The organism is Burkholderia sp. LK4 (assembly GCF_001043615.1).
Classification (GTDB): Bacteria; Pseudomonadota; Gammaproteobacteria; order Burkholderiales; family Burkholderiaceae; genus Burkholderia; species Burkholderia cepacia.
Genome location: NZ_LDUL01000090.1, coordinates 37379 through 64055 on the forward strand (window position 1 = coordinate 37379; position 26677 = coordinate 64055).

Genomic DNA, 26677 nt, shown 5'->3' on the forward strand with positions numbered 1-26677 from the left:
TGCAAGTCGGCGGCAAACTGCGCCGGCAAGCGCCCCGTCCCTCGCACCGGCAAGCCGGTGCACCGCCGCCGGTACTGGACACCAGTGATATATCACAATAATATCCAGGCATCGTCCACGCTTCCCCGATCGCCCGCGCCATGATCGCGCCCCGGCCGGCCGCCGCGCCGCACCCCGCATGAATGCCCTGACCGACGTCACCCGAGACCGCCCCGCCGCACCGGTGGCCAGCCTCGCCGACCGCGCGTACGCACTGATCCAGCGCGACATCATCACGATGCGCCTGAAGCCCGGCGCCGCACTCAACGAAGCCGACCTCGTCGCCCGCACCGGGATCGGCCGCACGCCGGTGCACCAGGCCGTGCATCGGCTCGTGCTCGAAGGGCTGCTGTCCGTGATGCCGCGCAAGGGATTGATGGTGCAGCCGCTGTCGCTCGACGACATCGTCGCGGTGATCGACGTGCGGCGCATCAACGAAGCGCACTGTGCGGAACTCGCCGCGCGCCATGCGACGCCCGACGATCTGGCGCGCCTGGCCGCGCTGCTCGACGAAGGACAGGCGTGCGTCGACACGCACGACGTCGAGGGCATGATGGAACTCGACCGCGCGTTCCACCAGGCGATCGCCGCGGCCGCGCGCAATGCGGTTCTCGCCGACATCCTGCGCGCGCTGCACGAACGGTCGCTGCGCTTCTGGTTCGTCACGCTGTCCGAACCCCACCATCTCGCCGACGTCCAGCACGAACATCGCGAACTGTTCGACCGGCTGTCCGCGCGCGATGCCGCCGGCGCACGTGCGGCCGTCGAAAACCATATCGACTCGTTCCGCTCCACGCTTCTTCAACATCTTCGCCCCTGAGCCGCCATGACCACTTTCACGCCCTTTCCCCCGCTCGCCCAGCTCGCCGCCGACCTCGCCGCCGGCCGGACCACGAGCCGCGCGCTCGTCGACACCGCGCTCGACCGGATCGCCGATCCGTCGGGCCAGGGTGCGGTCGTCTTCACCGAAGTCGATGCCGACAACGCGCGTGCGGCCGCCGACGCGCACGACCGGCTGCGCGCCGCGGGCACCGTGCTGTCGCCGCTCGCGGGCATTCCCGTGTCGGTCAAGGACCTGTTCGACGTCGCGGGCCAGGTCACGCGCGCGGGTTCGCGCGTGCTCGACGGCGCGCCGGCCGCGCGCACCGATGCGGTCGCCGTCGCTCGGCTCAAGCGGGCGGGCGCGGTGCTGGTCGGCCGCACCAACATGAGCGAGTTCGCGTTCTCGGGGCTCGGGCTGAATCCGCACTTCGGCCACCCGCGCTCGCCGTACCACCGCGACGTACCGGGCGACGCACGGATTTCCGGCGGCTCGTCGTCCGGCGCGGCCGCGTCCGTCGCCGACGGGATGGCCGCCGTCGCGCTCGGCACCGACACGGGCGGCTCGATCCGCATTCCGGCCGCACTGTGCGGGCTGACGGGATTCAAGCCGACCGCGAGCCGGATCCCGACACAAGGCGGCGTACCGCTGTCGACGACACTCGACTCGTTCGGCCCGATCGGCCTGACGGTCGCCTGCTGCGCGCTCGTCGACCGGATGCTCGCGGGCCTCGAACCGCACGTGCCGGCCGCCCGGCCGCTCGAGGGCGTACGGCTCGGCGTGCTGACGAACTATGTGACGGACGGTGTCGATGCCGACGTCGCGGCCGCGCTCGACGCCGCGCTCAAGCACCTCGAAGCCGCCGGCGCGATCGTCACGGAAGTGCGCTTCCCGGCACTCGACCGGCTGCCGGACGTCAACCGCTTCGGCTTCTCGCCGATCGAGGCGTACGCATGGCATCGCCCGCTGCTCGCGCGGCACCGCGACCAGTACGATCCGCGCGTGCTCACACGCATCCTGAAGGGCGAACCCGCGAGCGCGGCCGACTATCTCGACCTGCTCGCCGCGCGCACGGCGATGCTCGACGAAGCCGCGCAAACGGTCTGGGCGCGCTTCGATGCACTCGTCGCGCCGACGGTGCCGGTCGTGCCGCCGCGCATCGCCGACCTCGAAACGGACGACGCCGCGTTCACGCGCACCAACGCGCTGATCCTGCGCAACCCGAGCGCGTTCAACTTCCTCGACGCGTGCGCGCTGTCGCTGCCGTGCCATCCGCGCGACGCGGCGCCGGTCGGCCTGATGCTCGCGGCCGCACCGCATCGCGACGACGCGCTGCTCGCGATCGGCCAGGCCGTCGAGGCCGTGCTCAATACGATCCGCTGAAGGCAGCCAGCCGAGCGCCGGCGGACAGGACCCGCGGTGCGGCAGGTTGCCGCACGCGCGCTGTCAGTTTCGTGCCAGACCGTTCGCGCTAAAATCGCGCGATTGTTTTCCGGACCGACCCCACGAGGAACCCCGCCGACATGAACGACTACACGCTCGCAATCCGCCGCGAACGCCGCCTGCTGATGCTGCTCGGCTGGGTGTGCATCGCCCTGCTGGCCGGTGCGCTCTACCTGCAGTACGTGAAGAACGAAGACCCCTGCCCGCTGTGCATCATCCAGCGCTACTTCTTCTGCGCGATCGGGATCTTCGCGTTCCTGGCCGCCGGGATCCGCAACTGGCGCGGCATCTGGGTGCTCGAGCTGCTGATCGCGGTCGCCGCGGCCGGCGGCGTCGGCACGGCCGCCCGGCATCTGTCGATCCAGATGAATCCGGGCTTCAGCTGCGGCTTCGACACGCTGCAGCCGATCGTCGACAGCCTGCCGCCCGCGCAGTGGTTCCCCGGCATGTTCAAGGTCGCCGGGCTGTGCGAGACCGTCTACCCGCCGATCCTCGGCATCCTGCTGCCCGGCTGGGCGCTGATCGGCTTCGCTGTGATCCTGGTTGCCGTCGTCGCGAGCCTCTGGCGCCATCGCCGCAAGCTCGCGGCCTGACCGGCCGGTTTCGCACCGGCCCGCTCACCCGGGCCGCACGCCGCCGGCCGGCAAGCCCGGCACCGGAGCACCCGCCGAACCGGCCCGGCCGGTCGCCCCTGACCGGCCGTACCTGGGCGGCCCCGCGTAAACACCTACTTCGCCGCCGCCCGGATAGCCGGGCGAACGCGCATCGCGCGACTTCCGCGCCCAGCCCCGCCACGCCTGCGTTTTGGCCCGATGCGCACGCATCGGCGCCCCGATCCCGAGCGGCGGGCCTATGATCGACATGATCGCCTCCTGATAGCCCGGATCAGCGCCCCGCGATGTTCCCGTCGCCGTGCGGTGCTATCTTCGGGACTGGATGGCGATCTACGTGCGCGAGGCCAGGCGGTCTCACCACCCCTGCGTAACGCGCGCCCGATCCGCAATGTCGACTGGATTCATCATGACAACGCAAACCATCCGCATCCGTCATCCTCATGGCGTCCGCGCATCCGGCGGTGCCGTCCGCACGCACCGCCCCCGCGCCGCCGCACCGCATTCGCCGTGCGGCCGGCACGCGCCGCTCCCGTCCGTCATCGTTGCCGCCACGCTCGCCAGCCCGCGCCGCGTGTCGTGCCGCGTCGTTTCGCACGGGGTGTGCTGATGGAAGCCTGGCTCGGCGATCTGCAGCAACTGCTCGCGCACGGCGAAGCGGCCGTGCTCGTGACGGTCGCGCACACCGACGGTTCCGCGCCGCGCGAAGCCGGCACCAAGATGCTCGTCACGCGCGACACGGCCCGCCATACGATCGGCGGCGGTCATCTGGAATGGAAGGCGATCGAGATCGCGCGGCATCTGCTGAAGGACGGCGCGCATGTGCCGCACGCGCGCCGGCTCGAACGGCTCGCGCTCGGCCCGAGCCTCGGCCAGTGCTGCGGCGGCGCCGTGGTGCTCGCGTTCGAGCGGCTCGACGTCGGCGATCTCGGCTGGATCATGTCGCTCGCGAAGCGTGTCGCGGCCGGCGCCGCGACCGTGCGTAGCGTATCATTCGGCCCCTCGCCGGGCGCGCCGCTGTTGAGCGAGCCCGAATCGGAAGCCGCGCGTGCCGACTGCCTGCTGTGGGAAACCGGCGGCGTGTCGCTGATGACCGAAACGATCGCGCCGTATGCGTTCCCCGTCGTGCTGTTCGGCGCCGGGCACATCGGCACCGCGCTCGTGAAGGTACTGGCGACGCTGCCGTGCCACGTGCGCTGGATCGACGGGCCCGACGCGGTGTTCCCGCCGGCCGACGCGCTCGCCGGCATCGGCAACCTCGCGATCGAGGCGGCCGCTGCCCCGGCCGACGCCGTCGACACGGCGCCGCCGCAGTCCTACTTCGTCGTGATGACGCACGACCACGCACTCGATTTCGTGCTGGCCGAGCGCATCCTGCGACGCGGCGACTATGCATACTTCGGGATGACCGGCTCGCACGCCAAGCGCGTGCAGTTCGATCATCGCCTCGCGGCGATCGGCATCGACCCGGCCCAGGTCGCGCGGATGCGCTGCCCGATCGGTGTCGAAGGCATCATCGACAAGGCACCCGAAGTGATCGCGATCTCGGTGGCCGCGCAATTGCTGCAGGCCGTCGAAGCGAACGCGGCCGCGCAGGCTTCCCCTACCTACTGACCGACCAAGAACGACGCCATGACCCCGACATTCAAGGACAAGATTGCCCGCGCGCCGAAAGCGGAGCTGCACATCCACATCGAAGGCTCGCTCGAGCCCGAACTGATCTTCGCGCTCGCGCAGCGCAACGGCGTGAAGCTCGCATACGACTCGATCGACGCGTTGCGCGCCGCCTACGCGTTCACCGACCTGCAGTCGTTCCTCGACATCTATTACGCCGGCGCGAGCGTGCTGCTGACCGAGCAGGATTTCTACGACATGACGGCCGCGTACTGCGAACGCGCGCTCGCCGACAACGTCGTCCACACCGAACTGTTCTTCGATCCGCAAACGCACACCGAACGCGGCGTGCCGATCGAGACGGTAGTCGCGGGCATCGAGCGCGCACTCGCCGATTACGAGCAGCGCGGGCTGTCGAGCAAGCTGATTCTGTGCTTCCTGCGCCACCTGTCCGAAGAGGACGCGCTCGCGACGTTCGAATCCGCGCTGCCGCTGTTCGAGCGCTATCGTCATCGCCTGATCGGCGTGGGCCTCGACTCGTCCGAACTCGGCCATCCGCCGACGAAGTTCGCGCGCGTGTTCGACAAGGCACGCGCGCTCGGGCTGAAGCTCGTCGCCCATGCCGGCGAGGAAGGGCCGCCCGCATACATCTACGAGGCACTCGACGTGCTGAAGGTCGACCGGATCGACCACGGCGTGCGCAGCATCGAGGACGCGGCCCTGGTCGAGCGTCTCGCCAGGACGCGCACGGCACTGACCGTCTGCCCGCTGTCGAACCTCAAGCTGTGCGTGTTCGACGACATGGCGAAACACACGCTGAAGGCGCTGCTCGATCGCGGCGTCGCGGTGACGATCAACTCCGACGATCCGGCCTATTTCGGCGGCTACGTCAATGAAAACTACTTCGCGACGGCCGAAGGGCTGCAACTCACGGATGCCGAGGTCCATGCGGTGATCCGCAACGGCTTCGAGGCATCGTTCATCGAACCGGCGCAGCGCGACGCACTGTACGCGCGCCTCGACGCGTACTGGCAGGCCGCCTGACGGCCCGCATCGAGGAACGCCAGACAGATGAAGCACGGCAACGGCATCCGCTTCGCAACCACCGGCCCGGCGTCACGCCGGAACGGTCGCGTGCGTGCCCGGGCAGCGCGCGCGCCATTCGTCGTCGCCCGCCCGTGCTTGCCGTGGCGGTTTGCCGCTGCGTTCGCCGCCGCACCGGTCGCGAACGCAGCGGCTGCGAGGCCCGCCGGCAACCACTCGCCGGCGGCTTCGGCCGCCACGTTCGCCCGCGCAACCGCCTCCGGTCATGCCGCATACAGCGTGCCGCTACCGCTCGCGAAGCGCCGTCCCGCCGCCCTCCGGCGTCGATCGCTTTCTTCTGTTCGCCTTACCTTGATGCAGGACCATTCGTCATGACGCAAACCGCTTTCCGTTCCCAGCTGCTGACTTTCAACGGCGACCCGGCGCAATCGAGCCAGGCCGCGAACTACGAGACCGACGGCCTCCTGATCGTCGACGACGGCAAAGTCGTCGCGGCCGGCCCGTACGCGCAGCTCGCCGCGACGCTCGCGCGCGACGCGATCGTCCATGACCTGCGCGACAAGCTGATCGTGCCCGGCTTCATCGACACGCACATCCACTATCCGCAGACGGACATGATCGCGTCGCCGGCACCGGGCCTGCTGCCGTGGCTGGACAAGTACACGTTCCCGACCGAGCGCCAGTTCGGCGATCCCGGGCATGCGCGCGAGGTGGCCGACTTCTTCGTCGACGAACTGCTCGCCTGCGGCACGACGAGCGCGCTCGTCTACTGCACGGTGCACAAGCAGTCGGCCGACGCGCTGTTCGCGGCGAGCGACGCACGCGACCTGCGGATGATCGCGGGCAAGGTGCTGATGGATCGCAACTGCCCCGAATTCCTGCGCGATACCGCGCAATCCGGTTACGACGACAGTGCCGAGCTGATCGGCCGCTGGCACGGCAAGGGCCGCCAGATGTACGCGCTCACGCCGCGTTTCGCGCCGACGTCGACCGAAGCGCAGCTCGAGGCGTGCGGCGAACTCGCGCGCCGCCATCCGGACGTGTTCGTACAGAGCCACGTCGCGGAGAACGTCGACGAGGTGAAATGGGTGGCCGAGCTGTTCCCCGGCCATCGCAGCTATCTCGACATCTACGACCGCTACGGGCTGCTGCGCCCGCGCGCGGTGTACGGCCACTGCATCCACCTCGACGACGAGGACCGCCGCCGGATGGCCGAGACGCGCACCGTCGTCGCGCACTGCCCGACGTCGAACTTCTTCCTCGGCAGCGGGCTGTTCGATTTCGACAAGGCCGGTGAATACGACGTGCCCGTCACGCTCGCGACCGACGTCGGCGGCGGCACCTCGTTCTCGATGCTGCAGACGATGAACGAAGCGCACAAGGTCGCGCGGCTGTCGGGCCACCACCTGACCGCGACCCGGATGTTCTGGCTCGCGACGGCCGGCGCCGCGCAGGCGCTCGACCTCGCCGACACGGTCGGCACGCTCAAGCCGAGCACCGAGGCCGACTTCGTCGTGCTCGATCCGCAGGCCACGCCGCTGCTCGCGCGCCGCACGAAACGCGCGGATTCGCTCGAGGAACTGCTGTTCGCGTTCGCGCTGCTCGGCGACGACCGCGCGGTGTACCGCACCTATGCGGCCGGCGAACTCGTCCACGAGCGCGGGGCAGCGCGCCGCCCCGCCGCGTAACGGCGTTCCGGGAAGTGTCCCGGCAGGCGCGGGCGTTCGCCGCCGCGTCTGCCTGCCCGTCTGCCGTACAGCCGGCGCTTGCCGAGCGCCAGGCACCGCGCCGCTCGACCGCTTTCCCGCACGCGACACGCCGTGCTAGAATTCGCCGCTCATTGGGGAGTAGCCGCTCCGCTCGATGTCCCGCGCCCCCGGCGCGCATCGTGACGGAGGCGTCCGTCAACAGACTTGGCCTTGCGGCCATGGCGGGCGCAGCCACCTAGGCCTGGCGAGACCGATGGTTCACAGTGCGCCGCATCAGGGCCCGGCGCGCCGTGGATCGTCGCTCGCACGCACAACACCGGCCCGTGGAACCCCATACGTGTCCCAAGCCTTCCTGATCTCCACCGGCGCCGTCGCCCTCGCTGAAATCGGCGACAAGACCCAATTGCTTTCCCTCGTCCTGGCCGCACGCTATCGCAAGCCGGTGCCGATCATTCTCGGCGTGCTCGTCGCGACGCTCGTGAACCACGGTTTCGCCGGCGCGCTCGGCGAATGGCTTGGCGCATTGGTCACGCCGTCGATCATGCGCTGGGCGCTCGCGTTCTCGTTCATCGCGATGGGGTTGTGGATCCTCGTGCCGGACAAGCTCGACGCCGACGAGGCCAATGCCACCCGTTCGCGGCTCGGCGTGTTCGGCGCGACCCTCGTCGCGTTCTTCCTCGCGGAAATGGGCGACAAGACGCAGATCGCGACCGTCGCGCTGGCCGCGCGCTTCCAAGACTACATCGGTGTCGTGGCCGGCACGACGTTCGGGATGATGCTCGCGAACGTGCCCGCGATCCTGCTCGGCGACCGTTTCGCGCACCGCCTCCCGACCAAGCTGGTGCACGGCATCGCGGCCGTGCTGTTCGTCGTGCTCGGTGCGCTGGCGCTGCTGGGCGTCGGGGTCTGACGGGGAAGAAAATGGCTGGCGCGGCCGGACGGCCGCGCCGAGGCGCATGCCGCGTTACTTGGCGGCGGCTGCGCCCGAAGCGGGCGCCGCCGGCACCGCGCGCTCGTTGGCGGCCGGTGCCGCCGGGCCGCCGCGCTTGTCGACCGGCAGCCGGACCGAGCGGACCGCGCCGTTCGACAGCGGGAAATCGGCGAGCGCGCTGCGTGCGAGGAACGGCATCGCATACAGCAGCGTGCCGTTGTCGCCGGTCGTGCGCGCGGACACGTTGTAGACCTCCTTGCCCGTCGCGCGCTCGGTGATGCGGATGCCGAGCGTGTAGTCGAACACCTGGTACGTCTGCGCGACATAACCGGCCGGCATCGGCCCCCAGGGCCCCCACGGGCCCCACGGCCCGCGCCGCCAGTACGGCCCCGGCCCGACGAACCACGGATCGTAATAGACGGGCTGCGGCACGGTCACGAGATCGCTGCCGACCGCATAGGTCAGCCCGACGAGATACCGTGCCTGCGCCTGCGGCACCTGCCGGAACGCATAGGTGGACAGCTCGTTCGCGACGATCGGCTCGTAAGTCGACTGCTCGATGCTGTTCTTCTGCGCGTCAGTACGGGTGAACGCATAGGTGCGTGTCGCGTCGCTGCCGCTCCAGTCGGAGAAGGCCGTGACCTGGGTCGTCACGTAGCTGGTGCAGCCGGTCAGCAGCGCCACGCACAGCACCGCCGCCCAGCCCGCACCGCGTTGAATCCATTCGCGTTTCATGTTGATCCTCGTCGATCCGTCACCCGTTCGTCGCACCGCGCGAACCGTAACGGGATGCCGATAATACGCGGACTCCCGGAACCGGTAAAAAGTTCGCCCGGCACGCAGCCGCAAGCCTTTGTACAATGGCCCGGTTCGCCCGGCCCGCGTGACGGGCCCGCCCCCCACTCCACCGATCTCGACGACCATGTCCGACAACGCCTCCTCCACCGTGATCCGCCGCGCCGACTACACGCCGCCGGCCTTCCTCATCGATTCCGTCGCGCTCGAATTCGATCTCGCGCCGGCCCGCACGATCGTCAGGAATACGATGCGCGTGCGCCGCAATCCGGACGCCGCGCCCGCGCCGCACCTGGAGCTGATGGGCGAAGCGCTCGAATTCGTCGGCGCATGGCTGGACGGCGCGCCGCATGGCGCCGTGCGCGCGCACGAGCACGGGCTGACGGTCGAGAACGTGCCCGATGCGTTCGAGCTGACGCTCGAAAGCGCATGCGCACCCGACCAGAACACGACGCTGTCGGGTCTCTACGTGTCGAGCGGCAACTTCTTCACGCAGTGCGAAGCCGAAGGCTTTCGCCGCATCACCTACTTCCTCGACCGCCCGGACGTCATGGCGTCGTACACGGTGACGCTGCGCGCCGACAAGGCCGCCTACCCGGTGCTGCTGTCGAACGGCAACCTCGTCGATTCCGGCGACCTGCCCGACGGCCGCCACTTCGCGAAGTGGGAAGACCCGTTCCGCAAGCCGAGCTACCTGTTCGCACTGGTCGCCGGCAAGCTCGTCGCGATCGAGGAGAAGATCACGACCGGCTCGGGCAAGGAAAAGCTGCTGCAGGTGTGGGTCGAGCCGGCCGATCTCGACAAGACGCGTCACGCGATGGATTCGCTGATCCATTCGATCCGCTGGGACGAGAAGCGCTTCGGCCTCGAGCTCGATCTCGACCGCTTCATGATCGTCGCGGTCGGCGACTTCAACATGGGCGCGATGGAAAACAAGGGGCTCAACATCTTCAACACGAAGTACGTGCTGGCGAACCCCGAGACCGCGACCGACACCGACTTCGCGAACATCGAGTCGGTGGTCGGCCACGAGTACTTCCACAACTGGACCGGCAACCGCGTGACCTGCCGCGACTGGTTCCAGCTGAGCCTGAAGGAAGGGCTGACGGTGTTCCGCGACCAGGAATTCTCGGCCGACATGGCCGCGGGCGACGCCGTCGAATCGGCTGCCCGCGCGGTCAAGCGCATCGAGGACGTGCGGGTGCTGCGCCAGCTGCAGTTCGCCGAGGATGCCGGCCCGATGGCGCACCCGGTGCGCCCGGAGAGCTACGTCGAGATCAACAACTTCTACACGATGACCGTCTATGAGAAAGGCTCGGAAGTCGTGCGGATGTACCAGACGCTGTTCGGCCGCGACGGCTTCCGCAAGGGGATGGACCTGTATTTCAAGCGCCACGACGGGCACGCCGTGACCTGCGACGACTTCCGCCACGCGATGGCCGACGCGAACGGGCGTGACCTCGCGCAGTTCGAGCGCTGGTACAGCCAGGCCGGCACGCCGCGCGTGTCGGTGCGCACCGCGTACGACGCGGCCGCGCGTCGTTATACCGTCACGCTCGCGCAGGGCTACGGCGACGCGTCGCCGGCCGCGCGCGAAACGCAGCAAGGGCCGCTGCTGATCCCGTTCGCGATCGGCCTGATCGGCCGCGACGGCCGCGACCTGCCGCTGCGCCTCGACGGCGAAGCCGCCGCGGCGGGCACGACGCGCGTGCTCGACTTCACCGACACCGAACAGACCTTCACGTTCGTCGACGTGCCGGAACAACCGCTGCCGTCGCTGCTGCGCAACTTCTCGTCGCCGGTGATCGTCGAGTACGACTACAGCGACGACGACCTCGCGTTCCTGCTCGCGCACGACAGCGATCCGTTCAACCGCTGGGAAGCCGGCCAGCGCCTCGCGACGCGCGCGCTGCTGACGCTCGCCGCGCGTGCCGCCGCGAACGAGCCGCTCACGCTCGGCGAGAACTTCGTGGCCGCCTTCCGCCGCGTGCTGACCGACGCGACGCTGTCGCCTGCGTTCCGCGAACTCGCGCTGACGCTGCCGTCGGAAACCTACCTCGCCGATCAGATGGCGGAAGCCGATCCGGCCGCCGTGCATCGCGCGCGCCAGTTCGTGCGCCGCCAGCTCGCCACCGCACTGCGCGCCGACTGGCTCGCCGCGTACGAGCAGCACCAGACGCCCGGCGCCTACGAACCGACGCCCGAGGCTTCCGGCCGCCGCGCGCTGAAGAATCTCTCGCTCGCGTATCTCGCCGAACTCGAGGATCCGGCCGATGCCGTGCGCCTCGCGACCGCGCAATACGACGCGGCGAACAACATGACCGATCGCGCAGCCGCACTCGGCGCGCTGCTGTCCGCCGCGGCCGCCGGCGCGAACGAACCGGCCGAGCACGCGCTCGACGATTTCTACCGCCGCTTCGAGAAGGAAGCGCTCGTGATCGACAAATGGTTCGCGATGCAGGCCGCGCAACGCGGTACGCCCGCGCAGCCGACGCTCGCGAAGGTTCGCAAGCTGCTCGCGCACCCCGCGTTCAACCTGAAGAATCCGAATCGCGCCCGCTCGCTGATCTTCAGCTTCTGCGCGGCCAACCCCGCGCAATTCCACGCGGCGGACGGCTCGGGTTACGCATTCTGGGCCGAACAGGTGCTCGCGCTCGACGCGATCAACCCGCAGGTCGCGGCGCGCCTCGCCCGCTCGCTCGAACTGTGGCGCCGCTTCACGCCCGCGTTGCGCGACCGGATGCGTGAAGCGCTCGAGCAGGTCGCCGCCGGCGCGAAGTCGCGCGACGTGCGCGAGATCGTCGAGAAGGCGCTCGCGTAACGCAATCCTCCGCATCGCTCACGCGCGAAACGGCCGGTGCCGCCAGTGGCGGCACCGGCTTTTTTATTGCGCGAATACTGCCGGCCCCGGACGCCGTCGCGGGGTCTGACCGCGCTGCTTGCCGCCGCTGCACGGCGCGTCCCGCGCGTCTTCGCCGCCGGAAACCGGCCCGGCTCGGCCGCCCGGCCATGTAACCGGACGAAAAAAGCCGGCGGCACGGGAGGCGCGACGGGTAAAATTGCGGCCATTCAAGGATTCTTTGGCCTTCTGGAGTCTGTCATGTCCATTGCCCGCCGCACCACGCTGTCGAAGTTCCTGATCGAACAGCAACGTGAGACCAACAACCTCCCCGCCGACCTGCGCCTGCTGATCGAAGTCGTCGCACGCGCGTGCAAGGCGATCAGCTACAACGTGTCGAAGGGCGCGCTCGGCGAGGCGCTCGGCACCGCCGGCAGCGAGAACGTCCAGGGCGAAGTGCAGAAGAAGCTCGACATCCTGTCGAACGAGATCCTGCTCGACGCGAACGAATGGGGCGGCAACCTCGCCGCGATGGCATCGGAAGAAATGGAAACCTTCTTCCCGATCCCGGCGAACTACCCGCGCGGCGAATACCTGCTCGTGTTCGACCCGCTCGACGGTTCGTCGAACATCGACGTGAACGTGTCGATCGGCACGATCTTCTCGGTGCTGCGCTGCCCGGACGGCAAGCAGGCAACCGAGGAATCGTTCCTGCAGCCGGGCACGCAGCAGGTCGCGGCCGGCTACGCCGTGTACGGCCCGCAGACGGTGTTCGTGCTGACGACCGGCAACGGCGTGAACTGCTTCACGCTCGACCGCGAAGTCGGCTCGTGGGTGCTCACGCAGAGCAACATGCAGATCCCGGCCGACACGCGCGAATACGCGATCAACGCATCGAACGCACGCCACTGGTACGACCCGGTCAAGCGCTACGTCGACGAACTGAACGCCGGCAAGGACGGCCCGCGCGGCGACAACTTCAACATGCGCTGGATCGCCTCGATGGTCGCCGACGTGCACCGGATCCTGAACCGCGGCGGCATCTTCATGTACCCGGCCGACAAGCGCACGCCCGATCGTCCGGGCAAGCTGCGCCTGATGTACGAAGCGAACCCGATGTCCTTCATCGTCGAACAAGCGGGCGGCGCCGCGACGACGGGCACGCAGCGCATCATGGAAGTCCAGCCGACCGGCCTGCACCAGCGCGTGCCCGTGTTCCTTGGCTCGAAGAACGAAGTCGAGCGCGTGACCGGCTATCACGACGAAGCAAAATAATTGCACTGCAGCACTAGACGGAGGTGCGATGCGCAAGTACAATCGCGCCTCTTGATGTGGCCCTGACCGGTCACATCACAGTGAAGTGAAAGCGGGAAGTCCGCCGGATCGATGGTTTCGCGAAGCAGCGGCAGCAAGCTGAAAAAATTTCGCAAAACCTATTGCCAAGATCCCGGAAATCACCATATAATTTCATTTCTCTGCTGCCGGTGTAGCTCAGTTGGTAGAGCAGCGCATTCGTAATGCGAAGGTCGTAGGTTCGACTCCTATCTCCGGCACCAAGACATAAAGGTCTGACAAGCATCGCTTGTCAGACCTTTTCTCTTTTCCGGCGCCGAAATCGTGCGCCCGCCGTCTCGCCTCACCCAGTCCGCTTGCGGGCATCCCCGGACTCCCGTATCACGCGCCGACGACTACAATCGCCGGACACTCCACCCTCGCCCCCTTCTTCATGCGCACCTGGCGTATCGAGCGAGCGAATCTCGCCGCGCAGCTGGACGTGTCCCGCGCGACGCGCCTCGTCGCCGCGATCGGCGGCAACGAGCCGAACGCATTCGCGGCCGAAATCCTGAAGCTGTTCGACGACGCGCTGTCCATCACGCAGTGCACGATCTTCGCGTACGAGTTCGGCAATCGCCCGCGCACGATGTCGGTCGCCGATCATCGCGGAGGCCGCTACCTGCGCGACCTCGCCGACACGTACGCACGACATTTCTACGCACTCGACGGCAACCAGCAGATCGTGTCGACCGCCCATCTCGGCACACGCCGCCACGATCTGCTGCTGCACCAGCAGGCCGGCGACGAGATCGATCACGAAGCGTATCGTGCCGCGTGCTACCGCGGCCCCGACGTATCCGACCGGCTGGCGCTGCTGATGCAGCCCGGCGATGCAACGTGGCTGTCGATCAACCTGTACCGTGCGCATCGCAGCGGCACATTCCAGCCGCGCGAGATCGCCGCAATCGAAGCGCTCGCGCCGCTGATCGCGCAGGCCGCAAGGCATCACTACGCGCTCGCCGGTGCGGCGCAGATCGGTATCCCGCAACGGATGCTCGCGCGACTGCGCCATGCATGCCCCGATTTGTCCAAGCGCGAGCTCGACGTGCTGCGCGGCGTACTCGACGGCCAGACCGCGCACGAGATCGGCGAGACGATTGGCGTGAAGGCATCGAGCGTCGTCACCTACCAGAAGCGCGCATACCGGCGCCTCGGCATCTCGACCCAGCGCGAGCTGTTTGCGCTGTGCATGCAGCCGTGAAACGTCGCGGCCTGCGTTGAGCCCCTCGCTGTACCCGAATTGGGGACAACCGACGCACGACCGGCTTCCATACTGTCCCGACCTGTTGCGCGCATCTTTGCGTCGATGCGCGCACGTCGAACCGGACTCCCCTGGAAGCCAACGATGGATATCGACTTCAAGCCCTACCCGTTCGTCGCCGAGCGCCATCCCGCGCATCTGCCGGCCTGCGACGACGGTATCGATACGCACCGGCATCGCGTTGCGATCGTCGGCGGCGGCCCCGTCGGCCTGGCCGTCGCGCTCGGCCTCGCGAACCACGGCATCCGCAGCGTGCTGATCGAGGCCGACGACGCAGTCTGCCACGGCAGCCGCGCCATCTGCATCTCGCGGCGCAGCCTCGAGATCATCGAGCGGCTCGGCGCGCTCGACGACTTCCTGCGCAAGGGGCTGCCGTGGACCGGCGGGCGCAGCTTCTACCGTCGCGACGAAGTGCTGCATTTCACGATGCCGCAGGACGAAAACCAGAAGCTGCCGCCGATGGTGAATCTCGCGCAGTATCACATCGAGCAGTTCCTGCTCGATGCCGCGCTGCGCCGCCGCGAACTCATCGAGATCCGCTGGCAGACGAGAGTCACCGGCGTGACCCCGCAACCGGACGGCGTGCGCCTCGACGTCGACACGCCGCTCGGCGGCTACGCACTCGACGCCGACCGGGTCGTCGCGTGCGACGGCGGGCGCAGCACGATGCGCGACGCGCTCGGCCTGTCGCTCCAGGGCACGAGCTACGAGGGCCGCTACGTGATCGTCGACATCGCGCTCGACAGCGACCGGCCGACCGAACGACTGGCGTACTTCGACCCGTCGTCGAATCCGGGCTCGACGGTGCTCGTTCACAAGCAGCCCGACAACGTGTGGCGGATCGACTATCAGTTGCGCGACGATGAGGATGCCGAAGCCGCCGTGAAACCGGAGAACGTGATCCCGCGCGTGCAGAACCTGCTCGACATGATGGGCGAGCGCGGCGACTGGTCGCCGATCTGGATCACGATCTACAAGGCGAACGCACTGACACTCGAACGCTATCGGCACGGGCGCGTGCTGTTCTGCGGCGACGCCGCGCACCTCGTGCCGATCTTCGGCGTGCGCGGCGCGAACTCGGGCATCGACGATGCCGACAACCTGGCATGGAAACTCGCGTACGTGACGCGCGGGCTCGCATCGGACACGTTGCTCGACAGCTACTCGGACGAACGCGTGTTCGCGACGCACGAGAACCTCCGCTACGGCACCAAGAGCACCGAGTTCATGGCGCCGCCGTCATTCGCGTTCGAACTGATGCGCAAGGCCGTGCTGTCGCTCGCGGTCCGCCATCCCGCACTGCGTTCGCTGATCAATCCGCGCCAGACGACGGCCATCGCGTATGCGACGTCGCCGCTCAACGCGGCCGAACGCGACACGTTTTCGGCCGGCCCCGCGCCCGGCACGGTGCTCGCCGAATGCCCGCTGATGCTGTACACGGCACACGGCAGCGACGTGCGCCGCGGCCATCTGACCGACCTCGTCGCTCCGCGCTTCAGCGCGTTCTGCTTCACCGCGGACGGCGTGCCCGATGCGACGCTGGCCGATCTCGAACGCCGCCTGCAGGCTGCGCGGATGCCGTTCGCGCTCGTCACGCTCGCGCGGCATGCGGCACCACGGCAACCGGCCTGCGGCGGCCATGACGTCGACGGCCGGCTGTTCGACATGTACGGCGCGCGCGACGGCACCGTCTATCTCGTGCGTCCGGACGGTCACGTACTCGGCCGCTGGCACGACGCGCGCGCCGGCGACGTGGCCGCCGCACTCGAACGCGCACTCCATCCTTGCGCATCGACCGATCCTCAGGAGACCACATGATGACGGATACCGAACGCGACATCCTCTACACCGACCTGTGCCGCACGATGACGCGGATCGGTGAAGCCGATGCGTCGCTCTTTCTCGCCCGCTTCGCACTGCTGTCGATCGAGGCGATCGGCGACACCGCGACCGTCGCACGGCTGATTGCCGACGCAAGCGACGGCTTGCCCGCCGCGAACATGCAGGCTCCGACGCCCGGACGGTGACGCTCACGGCCGACCGGCTTCACCGGCGGCCATTCCTTACAGATTCATTTCGCCGCGCATCGCCCGTGCGCCAGCCTCGCCGTATGCAGACGAATTCCCTGGAAAATCCCGTTAAGGGTGCATAACATTACTTAACGATTCCGACCCGTCTATCGCGTTACATTGCGTGGGCGGCGCGGCGGGTCGCAATGCCGCCTTCATTCAGCTTGCGGCGACACAGCCGACGTCCGGTCATTCGACACAACACAAGGAGAGGATCACCATGACTCATGGCTTGATTATGTGGCTCATCATCGGCGCGATCGCCGGCTGGCTTGCCGGCTTGCTCGTCAAGGGCGGCGGCTTCGGGCTGATCGTCGACATCATCGTCGGGATCGTCGGCGCAGTGATCGGCGGCTGGCTCGCCGGGCTGCTCGGCATCAGCATCGGCAGCGGTTTCATCGGATCGGTGATCGTCGCGGTCGTCGGTGCGGTAATCCTGCTGTTCGTGATCCGGCTATTCAAGCGAGCGGCCTGACGCTTCTCTCCACGCGCCTTCGGGCGCGTTTTCGCATCAGGCCGGCGCGCTGCAACCCGCCGTCGAGCACGTCGGCCGTCAGCAAACCGCTGCGCGCTTCGCGTGCGCCATCGCGCACGATCCAAACGGTGCGCGGCACGTCCCCTCTCCATCCCGCATCGAGCGCCGGGCGCAGCCGCTCGGGCATCGGCTCGGTGTTCGCGTACTACGCGACCTGCGGTGGCGGATTCATCTGCGCGAGTGCCCGGGAGATCGTCGGGCCGTTGTCGTCGTACACATCCATCGCGAGCTGCACGTCCCGACTCGTCGCGATCTTCGGGCGATTCTCGGCGCTCGTGTAGATCGGCTCCGGCATCGCGTCGACGGTGACGGGTGCGGACAGCGTGCGACCTGCGTCGTCGGAATGCGCGACGACGACATGCGCGCCTTCGACCCACGCGCCCCACGGCCGGCGATGCGTGTCGAATGCCACCCCCGTCGCGAGCGGCTGCTTGTGCTGCGCGGGCGCGGCCTGCATGCTCATGTGCACGGCACGCGAATCGGCGGCCTTCGGCACGTCGTGGGTGTCGTGCGCACCGGCAGTCGACAGCAACGCGCACCACAACGCGCCGTCTGCCGCGAGCGACTTCACAGCGACCATTTCAGTTCTCCATAGAAAGTACGGCCCGGATATGGATGGAACACGTAGTAGCGGCGGTCCGTCAGGTTGTCGATGCCGACCGACGCGGTCCAGTGACGGTCGAAGCGGTAGCGCGCCTTCAGGTCGACGATCGTGAACGAGCTCGTGCCGCCGTAGACGTCCGGGTTCACGTCGCTGTTGTCGAGCGTGTTGAACTGGCGGCCCGAATAGCGCACACCGACGCTCGCGAGCCAGTGTTCGTCGAAGCGATACGACGCGAGCAGGTTTGCACGCATGCGCGGAATACGCGGAAAGCGCGAGCCGACGTACGCGGGATTCGCGGCATCGGCGAGGATCTGCGCGTTGCTCGCCGACACGTTCGCGTCGAGACCGAGGCCGCGCAGCCCGACGTTCTCGCCGCTGAACGCCAGTTCGACACCGCGCACGCGCACGCGATCGACGTTCGAGATGTTGGTCACAGTCGTCGCACCCGACACCGTCGTCTGGCTGTAGATCGAATCGCGCAGATCGCTCTGGAACACGCTGGCACGCACGACGCCGACACCCACGTCGCGTTCGGCCGTGAAGTCCCAGTCGATCGCCTTTTCCGGCCGCAGGTTCGGGTTGTTGTTGACGATTGCGTTGTTCGAGATCGTGCCCTGGAACAGTTCGCCGACCGTCGGGTAACGCGTGCCCGTCGCGAACGACAGCCGGAAGCGCCAGACGTCGGTCGCATCCCATTGCAACGCGACTTTCGGCGACAGTGCATTCGCGCTGCGATCCGCGTAACCGAGCGTGCCGCTCGCGTTACCGAGCGCACCGCCATACGCATCCCAGCGTTCGTAGCGCAGCCCCAGCGTCGCGAGCCAGCCCGGCGCGAAGCGCCACGCATCCTGCCCGAACAGCGCCTGCGTGCGCGTGTCGCCCCGATAGGTGCTCGCGAGCGACGTGGTCGGCCCGGCCAGCCAGTCGGCCGTGTTGTACGTGACGTTGCGCAGGAAGTAGTTGTCGTAGTGATAGCCGAACGTGAACGTGTGGCCCTTCACTTCCGGCGCCTCGGCCTTCAGGTCGAACGTGCGCCAGCCGGTGCCGTCTCCCTGGAACAGCGTGCCTGCCCCGCCCTGCACGGTCGACGCCGAGCGCTGCACGTCGCGCGACACGTCGTACGCGGACACGACGCCCGACAGGCGCCAGCCTGAATCGAGCCGGCCGTTCAGCCCGAGCGCGTACAGCCAGTTCTCCTGGTCGCCGCGCTGCGGCGCGAACGCATTCGGCGCAACGGTCATGTTCCGGCCACCGATCGACACGTTGCCGCCGTAGACCGGATTGCCGGCCGCATCGCGCAGGAAGGTTTCGCCGTGCTGCCGGTAATGGTTCTCCCAATGCCCGAGCGTGAGCGTCGCGTCGACGTGGTCGGTGAACGCGTAGCCCATCCGGATCGTCTCGTTGAGCTGTTCGGTCCGCTCGATCGTCTGCGCGCCGACGATCGTCCGCGGCTTGCCGTTGGGCCCGATGTCGGTCGCGGCGCCGCTCACGGGCACGGCGGCGCCAAGCTTCGGGTTGTACGCCGAATTGGGGCTTGCATATTGCATCGGCTGACCGTTGTTCTCGAGCCGGTCGAGCGACAGCGCGAACCAGAACCGCCCGACGCGGTTCGCGATCCGCGCGGTCTGGTGATTGCCGCCGAAGCTGTCCGCGAATCCGTAGCCGTCGTGGTAGCGCTGCGTAAAGAACTGCGTCGACAGCGACGCCTCGAGCTTTTCCGGCCGGCGCGTCGTGAGCAACACGGTCGAGCCGATCGAGTTGCCCGGGTACAGCGCGGAAAACGGGCCATAGAGCACGTCGACGCGCGCGATATCGTCAGGCGGAATCAGCGACCAGCGCGGCGGGTACGCGTAGCTCGAGCCGAGCAGGTTCGACAGCAGCACGCCGTCGGCGTAGACGAGCCCGCGCGCGCTCTGCAGTTCGTTGAAGTCGCGACCGGCGAACACGCTGTTGCGGTCGCCGATATAGCGCTTGCGGACCATCAGGTTCGGCGCGTACTTGAGCGCGTCCTCGGTGGTGACGTTGGTATGCGATTCGATCTGCTCGCGCGTGATCGATGTGACGACGGCCGGCGTATCCGGATCGACCGGTTGCCGCTGCGCGGTCACGCTGACCGCGGTCAGCGTACTGCCGGCCGGCACCGGCGAAACGGTTGCGGTGGCGGATGCCGGCGCGACGGTCTCGGCGGGACGCTCGACACCACGACGGGCAGTGTCGACACGCGTATCGTCAGTTGAAGCTGCATGGGCGACAGGCCACGCGAAAGCGGCCGCGCATGCGAGCGCGAGCCGCCCGCGCGATGGCCGCGCGGCGAAGGAGGTGGACATGAAGGGATTCCTGAAAACGTGATCGGACGCCGCCGGACACGAGCACGCGCACCGCGCACGGACGGCGCGGCACGCGGCCCGGCCGCGAGCGGCACGCGCGCCACCGGGGCGCGCGGACGACATCAATCAGATCGGAGCGTTTTCAGGCGGCGCGCGAGGCTGCGCGAGACGGATACCCTTGCGGGGGCAATCGGGAATGACGGGTGCTGCCGCGCGGTAGGCAAACGTCCGCACGAAACCCGGCAGCGCGGGCAGGCTCGTACCGAGCGCCACGTTCGCCGCGAAGCCGGGGCAGTACACGCAGTGCGGCACGCCTGCATGGTCGAACGACGGCGCATCGTGGTCGCCGCCGGCCTGCGCGAGCACGATCTGGCGGGCGCCCGCTGCACTGCACAACTCGAGGGTGAGCTCGCCGGAGCCGCTCGAGGCGAGACGCGCATAGCCGACGACGGGCGACAGTACGTTCAGTACCAGCGCCAGCCATACGAGGCCGATCCATCGCGTCGTTCGTTTCATCGCGGTCCAGGAAAAAGTGCGCGCAAGTATAACAAGCGGCCCGATTGTTGCCGATTCCGCACGACTCGATAGTCGGCATCGCAGCGCGCGTCCGAGCGCATGTGCCGTTAATACAACAGAGACAAAATCTAACGATTCGCCACTGGCATAAATCCAAGCGTGAGGATGATAATCATCGAACCTGCTGGAGAAATGACCATGGACGAAAGACCAACTCGCATGCCACCGCCCGAGCAAGTGATGAGCCCGGATCCGGAACCCGTCGGCGTGGAATTCCTCGCCGAATTGCCCGACCACGTACGGGCATTCTTCGACGAGCAGCACAAGCTGTACTCGCCGAAGTGAACGCCTGTTCGGTTCTGTAACCGCCACGTGTCGATCATCGCTATCGTGCGGTTCATCATTGCGCATCGCGCGCAACTCGCCTCGCACCCGGGCCGCAACAGCCTGACGGTGCCGGATCAGCTCGCCTGCTGATTCCTCTGTCGCGTCGCTACGCCGCGCGGCTGTCTTCGTCTATCCTTCTGGTTTTCCACGTCCGGCCCGCCCGGCTCTCCCGATCGTTCCGATGAAGCAAGCCATTCGTGCCAGCGTCGCTGTCGCCGCGCTCGGCGTCGCCCTCTTTTCGTCCCCGCGCATCGCCGTTGCGGACGGCGACGACACCGCCCTCACCAACATCGTCGCGCTCGCGTCGCAGCGCCTCGCGCTCGCTGAGCCGGTGGCTCGATGGAAATGGGCAAATCACAAGGCAATCGAGGACCGGCCGCGCGAAGCGGCGCTGCTCGAATCGGTCGGGAAGCGCGCGGCACAGGCCGGCGTCGATCCCGCGTTCGCGCGGACGTTCTTCGAGGATCAGATCGCCGCGAGCAAGGATGTGCAGAACGCCCTGTTCGCAACCTGGCGCGCGACGCGGCCGCCGGAAGGCACGCCTCCCGATCTCGCGACCAGCACGCGCCCGGCGCTCGACCGGCTGACGCAGAAAATGCTCACGGGGCTCACGCAGGTCGCACCGCTGCGCGATGCGCCTGATTGTCAGGCGCGGCTCGCGCGCAGCATCGCGAACTGGAAGACGCTCACGCGCTACGACTCCACGCAGACGCAGGCGCTCGACACCGCGCTGTCGCACGTCTGCTCGGCCGGCGGCGCAAGCGCGATCGGCTGATACGACGGTCGCGCCGGGTCAACCCGCCTGGCCCGCGGGCGTGAGTGCGGCGAGCGGAATCAGTTGCAGGCCGCGCGCGAGATGCGTCTGCAACAGGCGGTGGGTGAAGGGTTCGAACGCGCCGGCCGCCCCGTCGGCCGCGAGCTGCGCGGCCGCGTCGAGCGATTCCGCGACGCCGAGATAGCGCCACCCATCGATCACATGAAACAGGCGGCGCTCGCCGCTCGCCTCGAACGCCACGGCGCCTTCGAACGGCCAGGGTGCGTTGCCGACACGGGCCGTGTCGGCCGCAGGGCGCCGGTTGTACGACGGACGCAGCCCGGCGATCCATTGCGCTTCCGCGAGCATCGCCCCCAGTTCGTTACCCGTCTCGCGCCATTCAACGCGCCGCACCTGCTGCGCAAGCCGCATTTCCTTCGACGACCGACGCTCTCCCGTCAACAACGCGCGCAACCGCTGCCGCACGCGTACGCTGCGGCCGACGTACAGTGGCGCGTCGCCCTCCCCGAACAGTGCGTACGCGCCGCAACCGGCCGGCGCGGTATCGAGCCACGCTTCGGTCAGGTCGCCGCCCAGACGGAAGTGGCGCGTCGTGCGCGCGATCTGATCGCGCAGCCGCTCGAGCGGCACGATGTCGTGCAACTGGCGCCAGAACTGCCACAGGAGATCGGCATCCGCCAGCGCCCGGTGGCGCGCAGCCGGCACGAGGCCGTGGCGCTCGATCAACGCGTCGAGCCCGTGCCGCGTTTCACGCGGGAACAGCGCACGCGACAGCCGCACCGTACACAGCACGTCGGGATTGAACGCGAACCCGGCGCGCTCGAATTCGGCCCGCAGGAAACCGCGGTCGAAGCTTGCGTTGTGCGCGACGAAAAGCTTGCCGTCGAGCCGCTCGAACAAGGCCGGCGCCAGCGATGCGAACGACGGCGCGTCGCGCACCATCTCGTCCGAAATACCCGTCAGTTGCTGGATGAACGGCGGAATCGACTGCCCTGGATTGACGAGCGTCGTCCACGTCGACACGCCGAGCGGGCCGATTTCGACCACGCCGATTTCGGTGATGCGGTGTTCGGCGGGCGAGCCGCCCGTGGTTTCAAGGTCGACGAAAACGAGCGGCTGTTCGCTGGCCGGATCGGACGGACGGGGGAAATCGGACATGAAAAGACTGGGAAACGATGCTTCCGTGAGTATGCACCGGCATCCCTGTTCGCGGCGAGCCCGAACCGTATTGTTCCGTCCCCGAAAAATGAAAAGCCCCCGCCATGCGGGGGCCGGACGTGATCGGCAATGCGTGGCGCGTCAGACCGCCTGGATATTCGCTGCCTGCTTGCCTTTCGGCCCGACTTTCACGTCGAACGAAACACGCTGGTTTTCCTTCAGCGTCTTGAAGCCGTCCATCTTGATTTCGGAAAAGTGCGCAAACAAATCTTCACCACCATTGTCCGACGTAATAAAGCCGAAACCTTTAGCATCGTTAAACCATTTCACGATACCGGTATCCATGTCTTCGTTCCCCACTCGATTAGATCAAAAAAGCTATTTTTATAGCCGTTTCCCGAAATCCCGAAACATCGCGCCAGCAACTGCACCAGCACCAGCACCAGCACGCCGCCCGAGGACGGAGTGCTCACTTTATAAATTGGACAATCCGGGTGCGTCAAGAAAATTTTTGATGATCGTTTTATCAAAAAAGTGCTAATGCCATTGGAATCGGTACACCACCGCCCTTTATTAATTGATTCGAGTCAAAAACCTGTCAACATTACCGGGGTGGGAGTTCCAATAATCTCGACCCTGAAATTTCTACCGGGGACAAATCGCCTCGGTAAAATCCTCGGGTTTTTTCCGGGTTGCGGAAATGCGGGGACATTGCGATGCTCATCCAATGCCGGAAGGAAGGAGAAGGTCATGTGGCTGGACGGAATCAAGCGCTTCGCGAGCCGACTCGGGCGCGTACGCCGCAAGTCCCGCGCTCTGGCAGAGTCCGCGCGCGAAGCGCCGTGCGACACCGAGTTCGATACGACCTGGCACGGCGATCACTGGCAGAACCTGCTTGCATCGCCTCTCGATGCCCGTCACTACGTGATGGAAGACTGGACATACACGCCGCCCCCGAACGAAGCCGAGGAGGCCGCGCCTGCGGCCAAGCGCAAGCGGCGCTCGTACACGCAGTAGTGCGCAGCGGCGGGGCAAAAAAAAAGCGCGACTGGGAAGTCGCGCCGACAAAGGTTTGGAGATCTTTTCCGTCAACGAAAAAGTCTGCTTCGGAAAGCAGAGATCGCAGTATAGCGAGAGAACAACCTTTCATTATCCATGCTCCACACAAACCTCTATTGCCGATGTGTCAATAATCGCGCTATGACCGCCGTCGCCTGCCGCTGATTACCTGTCGCGATCGCGCAACATCCGTTACGCAGTCCTGAGGGCCATTTTCTTTCGCTGCATCGCCGCAAACCCTTGCTGGACAACCGTTTGCACTAGCCCAACGATCTTTGCGGATTCCAAAATATATTATTGCTTAAAGCGCATCCCTCCCCCGCTGCGCGCACTCCTTACACTGCAGATGGCTTTTTGAAAACCGCACCGCCGCTCTGCCGGATCGGCCGCAGCGTCAAGCAGAACATGCCAGTCCGCAGCAGGTTCGATCGACATCATCCTGTTTGGAGACAGATCCATGAAAAAAACCCTGATCGTCACCGCGTTGTCGGGTGTATTCGTTACGGCAGCCCATGCCCAGAGCAGCGTGACGCTCTATGGCCTGATCGACGCCGGCATCACCTACACGAACAATCAGCACGGCCACAGCGCCTGGCAGGAAACGAGCGGTTCGGTCAACGGCAGCCGCTGGGGCCTGCGCGGCACCGAAGATCTCGGCGGCGGCATGAAAGCGATCTTCACGCTGGAAAATGGTTTCGGCATCAATAACGGCGCGCTGAAGCAGAACGGCCGCGAATTCGGCCGGCAAGCGTTTGTCGGCCTCGCACACGACAGCTACGGTTCGCTGACGCTGGGCCGGCAGTACGACAGCGTCGTCGACTATCTCGGGCCGCTGTCGCTGACCGGCACCCAGTACGGCGGCACGCAGTTCGCCCACCCGTTCGACAACGACAACCTGAACAACTCGTTCCGGATCAACAACTCGGTCAAATATCAGAGCGCGAACTACGGCGGCCTCAAGTTCGGTGCGTTGTACGGGTTCTCGAACTCGACGTCTTTCGCGAACAACCGCGCCTATAGCGGCGGCGTGTCGTACAGCTACCTGGGCTTCAACTTCGCCGCGGCCTACTTGCAGTTGAACAGCGACGTGAACGCGCTCGCGCAGGCAGCGACTGATCCGGGCGCGGTGACCGGCGACTGGACCTTCGCCTCGCGCGTGCAGCGCACCTGGGGCGCCGGCCTGAACTACGGGTTCGGCCCGGCCACGGTCGGCTTCGTGTTCACGCAGACGCGCCTCACCGGCATCCGTGCAATCAGCGCGGGGCAGTCCGGCGTGTCCGGTGGCATCACGGGCCTCGGCGGAACCGCGCGCTTCAGCAACTACGAACTCAACGGCCGCTACGCGCTGACGCCGGCGCTGTCGCTTGCCGGCTCCTACACGTACACGCAGGGCCGCCTGGCCGGCGACAAGCCGACCTGGCACCAGTTCAACCTGCAAGCCGACTATGCGCTGTCCAAGCGCACCGACGTCTACCTGCAGGGCGAGTTCCAGAAGGTCAACAACGACGGCCTCGACCTCGGCGCCAACATCAACGGGCTGGGCGCCGCGTCATCGACCAACAAGCAGATCGCGGTCACGGCCGGCATGCGCCATCGCTTCTGAGCGACCGGCACATCCGCTGCACGCCGGATGACGAAGCGCCCCGTCGGGGCGCTTTTTCTTTGCCGGACTGCGCCGGGTATCGCTCAGGCGTTGTCCCGCGGCGGGTAGCGAACGTCGAGCACGTCGATCGGCTGCGGGCCGGCCGGCGTCATCAGCATGACGGTATCGCCGATCTTCGCCTTGATCAGCGCACGCGCGACCGGGGAAATCCAGCTGACGCAGCCGCGATCCAGATCGACCTCGTCGATCCCCACGATCGTGATCGTATGATCCTCGCCGTCCGGCGTCTCGTAATCGACCGTTGCACCGAAAAACACCTGGTCGACATTCTCCTGCCGGCTCGCATCGACGACTTCGGCAAGATCGAGCCGCTTCGTCAGGAAGCGGATGCGGCGATCGATCTCGCGAAGCCGCCGCTTGCCGTAGATGTAGTCGCCGTTTTCCGACCGGTCGCCGTTCGATGCGGCCCAGGACACGAGCCGCACGACCTCGGGACGCTCGACGTCGATCAGGTTCAGCAGTTCGTCCCTCAGCCGCTTGTGGCCGTCCGGCGTGATGTAGTTCTTCGCGCCCGCCGGAATCGCCGGCTGGGCCTGGTCGAGATCGTCGTCGTCGCCGTCCGACTCTTTGACAAACGCCTTGTTCATGATGCAGGTTCAACGTGGATGACTGATGCTCCAAGGGTACACGATGGGGGCCCCGGCAAGGCTGCGCAGAACAATTCGCGAATAAGGCTTCCCTTTTTATACAACCCTGCTATAATTTCGCTTCTGCGTGCGGCTGTAGCTCAGTTGGATAGAGTACTTGGCTACGAACCAAGGGGTCGTGGGTTCGAATCCTGCCAGCCGCGCCACTTTTTTCGAGGGCCTTCCGAACCGAAGGCCCTTTCAGTTCGAAGCAGTAGAAGTTTTGTTTTGCGTGCGGCTGTAGCTCAGTTGGATAGAGTACTTGGCTACGAACCAAGGGGTCGTGGGTTCGAATCCTGCCAGCCGCGCCACTTTTTTGGGGGCCTTCCCATCGCAGAAGGTTCCGACAGTCAAGCAGTACCGTTTTGCGTGCGGCTGTAGCTCAGTTGGATAGAGTACTTGGCTACGAACCAAGGGGTCGTGGGTTCGAATCCTGCCAGCCGCGCCACCTTAAAAGGGCTTTCCTCCGGGAAAGCCCTTTTTCTTTTCCGCCTGACCCGTCCTGAAATAGGTTGAC

General features: G+C 66.9%; 25 protein-coding genes, 4 tRNA genes, 2 pseudogenes and 1 riboswitch. Of the genes and pseudogenes, 22 read left to right on the forward strand and 9 right to left on the reverse strand.

All coding sequences use genetic code 11. From position 1 onward, the window contains the following. The first annotated feature begins 178 nt into the window (after positions 1–178). From VK92_RS34395 to VK92_RS34425, 8 genes are all read left to right on the forward strand, one after another. Positions 179–859 (forward strand): GntR family transcriptional regulator, encoded by a 681-nt coding sequence (locus VK92_RS34395; RefSeq protein ID WP_048024337.1) that lies wholly within the window; start codon positions 179–181, stop codon positions 857–859. Between the two features lie 6 nt (positions 860–865). Next, entirely contained in the window at positions 866–2242 is a 1377-nt protein-coding gene (locus tag VK92_RS34400) for an amidase (protein ID WP_048024335.1), read from the forward strand. Positions 2243–2382: 140 nt separating this feature from the next. Continuing rightward, entirely contained in the window at positions 2383–2895 is a 513-nt protein-coding gene (locus VK92_RS34405; RefSeq protein WP_048024333.1) for a disulfide bond formation protein B, read from the forward strand. A 627-nt stretch (positions 2896–3522) separates the two neighbouring features. Then, on the forward strand, positions 3523–4527 hold the full coding sequence (xdhC, locus tag VK92_RS34410) for a xanthine dehydrogenase accessory protein XdhC (protein WP_048024332.1): 1005 nt from the start codon (positions 3523–3525) through the stop codon (positions 4525–4527). An 18-nt stretch (positions 4528–4545) separates the two neighbouring features. Beyond that, on the forward strand, positions 4546–5571 hold the full coding sequence (locus VK92_RS34415; protein WP_021163946.1) for an adenosine deaminase: 1026 nt from the start codon (positions 4546–4548) through the stop codon (positions 5569–5571). Between the two features lie 27 nt (positions 5572–5598). Beyond that, positions 5599–5946 carry a hypothetical protein gene (locus tag VK92_RS41110; protein ID WP_082160867.1) on the forward strand — a complete coding sequence of 116 codons (348 nt, stop codon included), beginning with the start codon at positions 5599–5601 and terminating at the stop codon, positions 5944–5946. Next, positions 5943–7259, forward strand: coding sequence for a guanine deaminase (guaD, locus tag VK92_RS34420; RefSeq protein WP_048024330.1), 1317 nt, complete (start codon positions 5943–5945; stop codon positions 7257–7259). The genes VK92_RS41110 and guaD overlap by 4 nt, the downstream gene beginning before the upstream one ends. Positions 7260–7401: 142 nt before the next feature. Next, a riboswitch (yybP-ykoY riboswitch) is annotated at positions 7402–7539 on the forward strand. 78 nt (positions 7540–7617) lie between these two features. Continuing rightward, positions 7618–8190, forward strand: a complete 573-nt coding sequence (locus VK92_RS34425; protein ID WP_048024328.1) for a TMEM165/GDT1 family protein — start codon at positions 7618–7620, stop codon at positions 8188–8190. Positions 8191–8244: 54 nt separating this feature from the next. Here VK92_RS34425 and VK92_RS34430 read toward each other — a convergent pair whose 3' ends face one another. After that, positions 8245–8946, reverse strand: a complete 702-nt coding sequence (locus VK92_RS34430; protein ID WP_048024326.1) for a DUF4136 domain-containing protein — start codon at positions 8944–8946, stop codon at positions 8245–8247. A 187-nt stretch (positions 8947–9133) separates the two neighbouring features. Between VK92_RS34430 and pepN the strand changes: the two genes are divergently transcribed. The 7 genes from pepN to VK92_RS34465 all read left to right on the forward strand — a co-directional run bounded on the left by pepN (position 9134) and on the right by VK92_RS34465 (position 16985). Then, positions 9134–11827, forward strand: a complete 2694-nt coding sequence (pepN, locus tag VK92_RS34435) for an aminopeptidase N (RefSeq protein WP_048024325.1) — start codon at positions 9134–9136, stop codon at positions 11825–11827. Positions 11828–12106: 279 nt separating this feature from the next. After that, positions 12107–13120 carry a class 1 fructose-bisphosphatase gene (locus VK92_RS34440; RefSeq protein ID WP_006485729.1) on the forward strand — a complete coding sequence of 338 codons (1014 nt, stop codon included), beginning with the start codon at positions 12107–12109 and terminating at the stop codon, positions 13118–13120. A gap of 205 nt (positions 13121–13325) precedes the next feature. Continuing rightward, positions 13326–13401: transfer RNA gene (locus VK92_RS34445), tRNA-Thr, on the forward strand. A gap of 170 nt (positions 13402–13571) precedes the next feature. Then, positions 13572–14381: a helix-turn-helix transcriptional regulator gene (locus VK92_RS34450; RefSeq protein ID WP_048024319.1), complete on the forward strand. Its 810-nt coding sequence runs from the start codon at positions 13572–13574 to the stop codon at positions 14379–14381. Positions 14382–14525: 144 nt separating this feature from the next. Then, positions 14526–16259, forward strand: a complete 1734-nt coding sequence (locus VK92_RS34455) for an FAD-dependent oxidoreductase (protein WP_048024317.1) — start codon at positions 14526–14528, stop codon at positions 16257–16259. Next, a complete protein-coding gene (locus tag VK92_RS34460) occupies positions 16256–16468 on the forward strand; it encodes a hypothetical protein (protein ID WP_048024316.1) in 213 nt (70 codons plus the stop codon). Before VK92_RS34455 ends, VK92_RS34460 begins: the two co-directional genes overlap by 4 nt. A gap of 262 nt (positions 16469–16730) precedes the next feature. After that, on the forward strand, positions 16731–16985 hold the full coding sequence (locus VK92_RS34465; RefSeq protein WP_027788093.1) for a GlsB/YeaQ/YmgE family stress response membrane protein: 255 nt from the start codon (positions 16731–16733) through the stop codon (positions 16983–16985). Here VK92_RS34465 and VK92_RS42210 read toward each other — a convergent pair. The 4 genes and pseudogenes from VK92_RS42210 to VK92_RS34480 all read right to left on the reverse strand — a co-directional run. Further along, positions 16969–17283 (reverse strand): annotated as a pseudogene (locus VK92_RS42210) (hypothetical protein); the annotation flags it as partial. The gene VK92_RS34465 and the pseudogene VK92_RS42210 sit on opposite strands and share 17 nt — an antisense overlap. Then, positions 17281–17625: pseudogene (locus VK92_RS42215) on the reverse strand (exo-alpha-sialidase); the annotation flags it as partial. The pseudogenes VK92_RS42210 and VK92_RS42215, both read right to left, overlap by 3 nt. Next, positions 17613–19976, reverse strand: coding sequence for a TonB-dependent receptor (locus tag VK92_RS34475; RefSeq protein ID WP_048024312.1), 2364 nt, complete (start codon positions 19974–19976; stop codon positions 17613–17615). The pseudogene VK92_RS42215 and the gene VK92_RS34475, both read right to left, overlap by 13 nt. 126 nt (positions 19977–20102) lie before the next feature. Then, positions 20103–20492, reverse strand: coding sequence for a DUF2946 domain-containing protein (locus VK92_RS34480; RefSeq protein ID WP_048024310.1), 390 nt, complete (start codon positions 20490–20492; stop codon positions 20103–20105). 198 nt (positions 20493–20690) lie between these two features. On the opposite strand from VK92_RS34480, the gene VK92_RS42675 reads away from it, so the two are divergent. Together VK92_RS42675 and VK92_RS34490 are read left to right on the forward strand one after the other, a co-directional pair. Next, positions 20691–20837 (forward strand): hypothetical protein, encoded by a 147-nt coding sequence (locus VK92_RS42675; protein ID WP_006756195.1) that lies wholly within the window; start codon positions 20691–20693, stop codon positions 20835–20837. Positions 20838–21060: 223 nt separating this feature from the next. After that, positions 21061–21654, forward strand: a complete 594-nt coding sequence (locus VK92_RS34490; protein WP_021163933.1) for a chorismate mutase — start codon at positions 21061–21063, stop codon at positions 21652–21654. Between the two features lie 18 nt (positions 21655–21672). Here the strand turns inward: VK92_RS34490 and VK92_RS34495 are convergent, their stop codons facing one another. The 3 genes from VK92_RS34495 to VK92_RS42680 form a co-directional block, all read right to left on the reverse strand. Further along, positions 21673–22812, reverse strand: a complete 1140-nt coding sequence (locus tag VK92_RS34495; protein WP_048024309.1) for an exonuclease domain-containing protein — start codon at positions 22810–22812, stop codon at positions 21673–21675. A gap of 141 nt (positions 22813–22953) precedes the next feature. After that, positions 22954–23157, reverse strand: coding sequence for a cold-shock protein (locus VK92_RS34500; RefSeq protein WP_011351289.1), 204 nt, complete (start codon positions 23155–23157; stop codon positions 22954–22956). Further along, positions 23139–23285 (reverse strand): hypothetical protein, encoded by a 147-nt coding sequence (locus VK92_RS42680; protein ID WP_155635046.1) that lies wholly within the window; start codon positions 23283–23285, stop codon positions 23139–23141. The genes VK92_RS34500 and VK92_RS42680 overlap by 19 nt, the downstream gene beginning before the upstream one ends. Before the next feature lie 277 nt (positions 23286–23562). On the opposite strand from VK92_RS42680, the gene VK92_RS34505 reads away from it, so the two are divergent. Then, a complete protein-coding gene (locus tag VK92_RS34505; protein ID WP_048024307.1) occupies positions 23563–23829 on the forward strand; it encodes a hypothetical protein in 267 nt (88 codons plus the stop codon). Between the two features lie 499 nt (positions 23830–24328). Continuing rightward, positions 24329–25474, forward strand: a complete 1146-nt coding sequence (locus VK92_RS34510; protein ID WP_021163930.1) for a porin — start codon at positions 24329–24331, stop codon at positions 25472–25474. Positions 25475–25557: 83 nt separating this feature from the next. Here VK92_RS34510 and greB read toward each other — a convergent pair whose 3' ends face one another. Continuing rightward, complete coding sequence (gene greB / locus VK92_RS34515; protein WP_048024304.1) at positions 25558–26121, reverse strand: transcription elongation factor GreB; 564 nt, start codon at positions 26119–26121, stop codon at positions 25558–25560. A gap of 129 nt (positions 26122–26250) precedes the next feature. Between greB and VK92_RS34520 the strand changes: the two genes are divergently transcribed. From VK92_RS34520 to VK92_RS34530, 3 genes are all read left to right on the forward strand, one after another. Beyond that, a tRNA-Arg gene (locus VK92_RS34520) sits at positions 26251–26327 on the forward strand. A gap of 67 nt (positions 26328–26394) precedes the next feature. Then, positions 26395–26471: transfer RNA gene (locus VK92_RS34525), tRNA-Arg, on the forward strand. A gap of 60 nt (positions 26472–26531) precedes the next feature. After that, positions 26532–26608, forward strand: a tRNA-Arg gene (locus VK92_RS34530). Positions 26609–26677 lie beyond the last annotated feature (69 nt).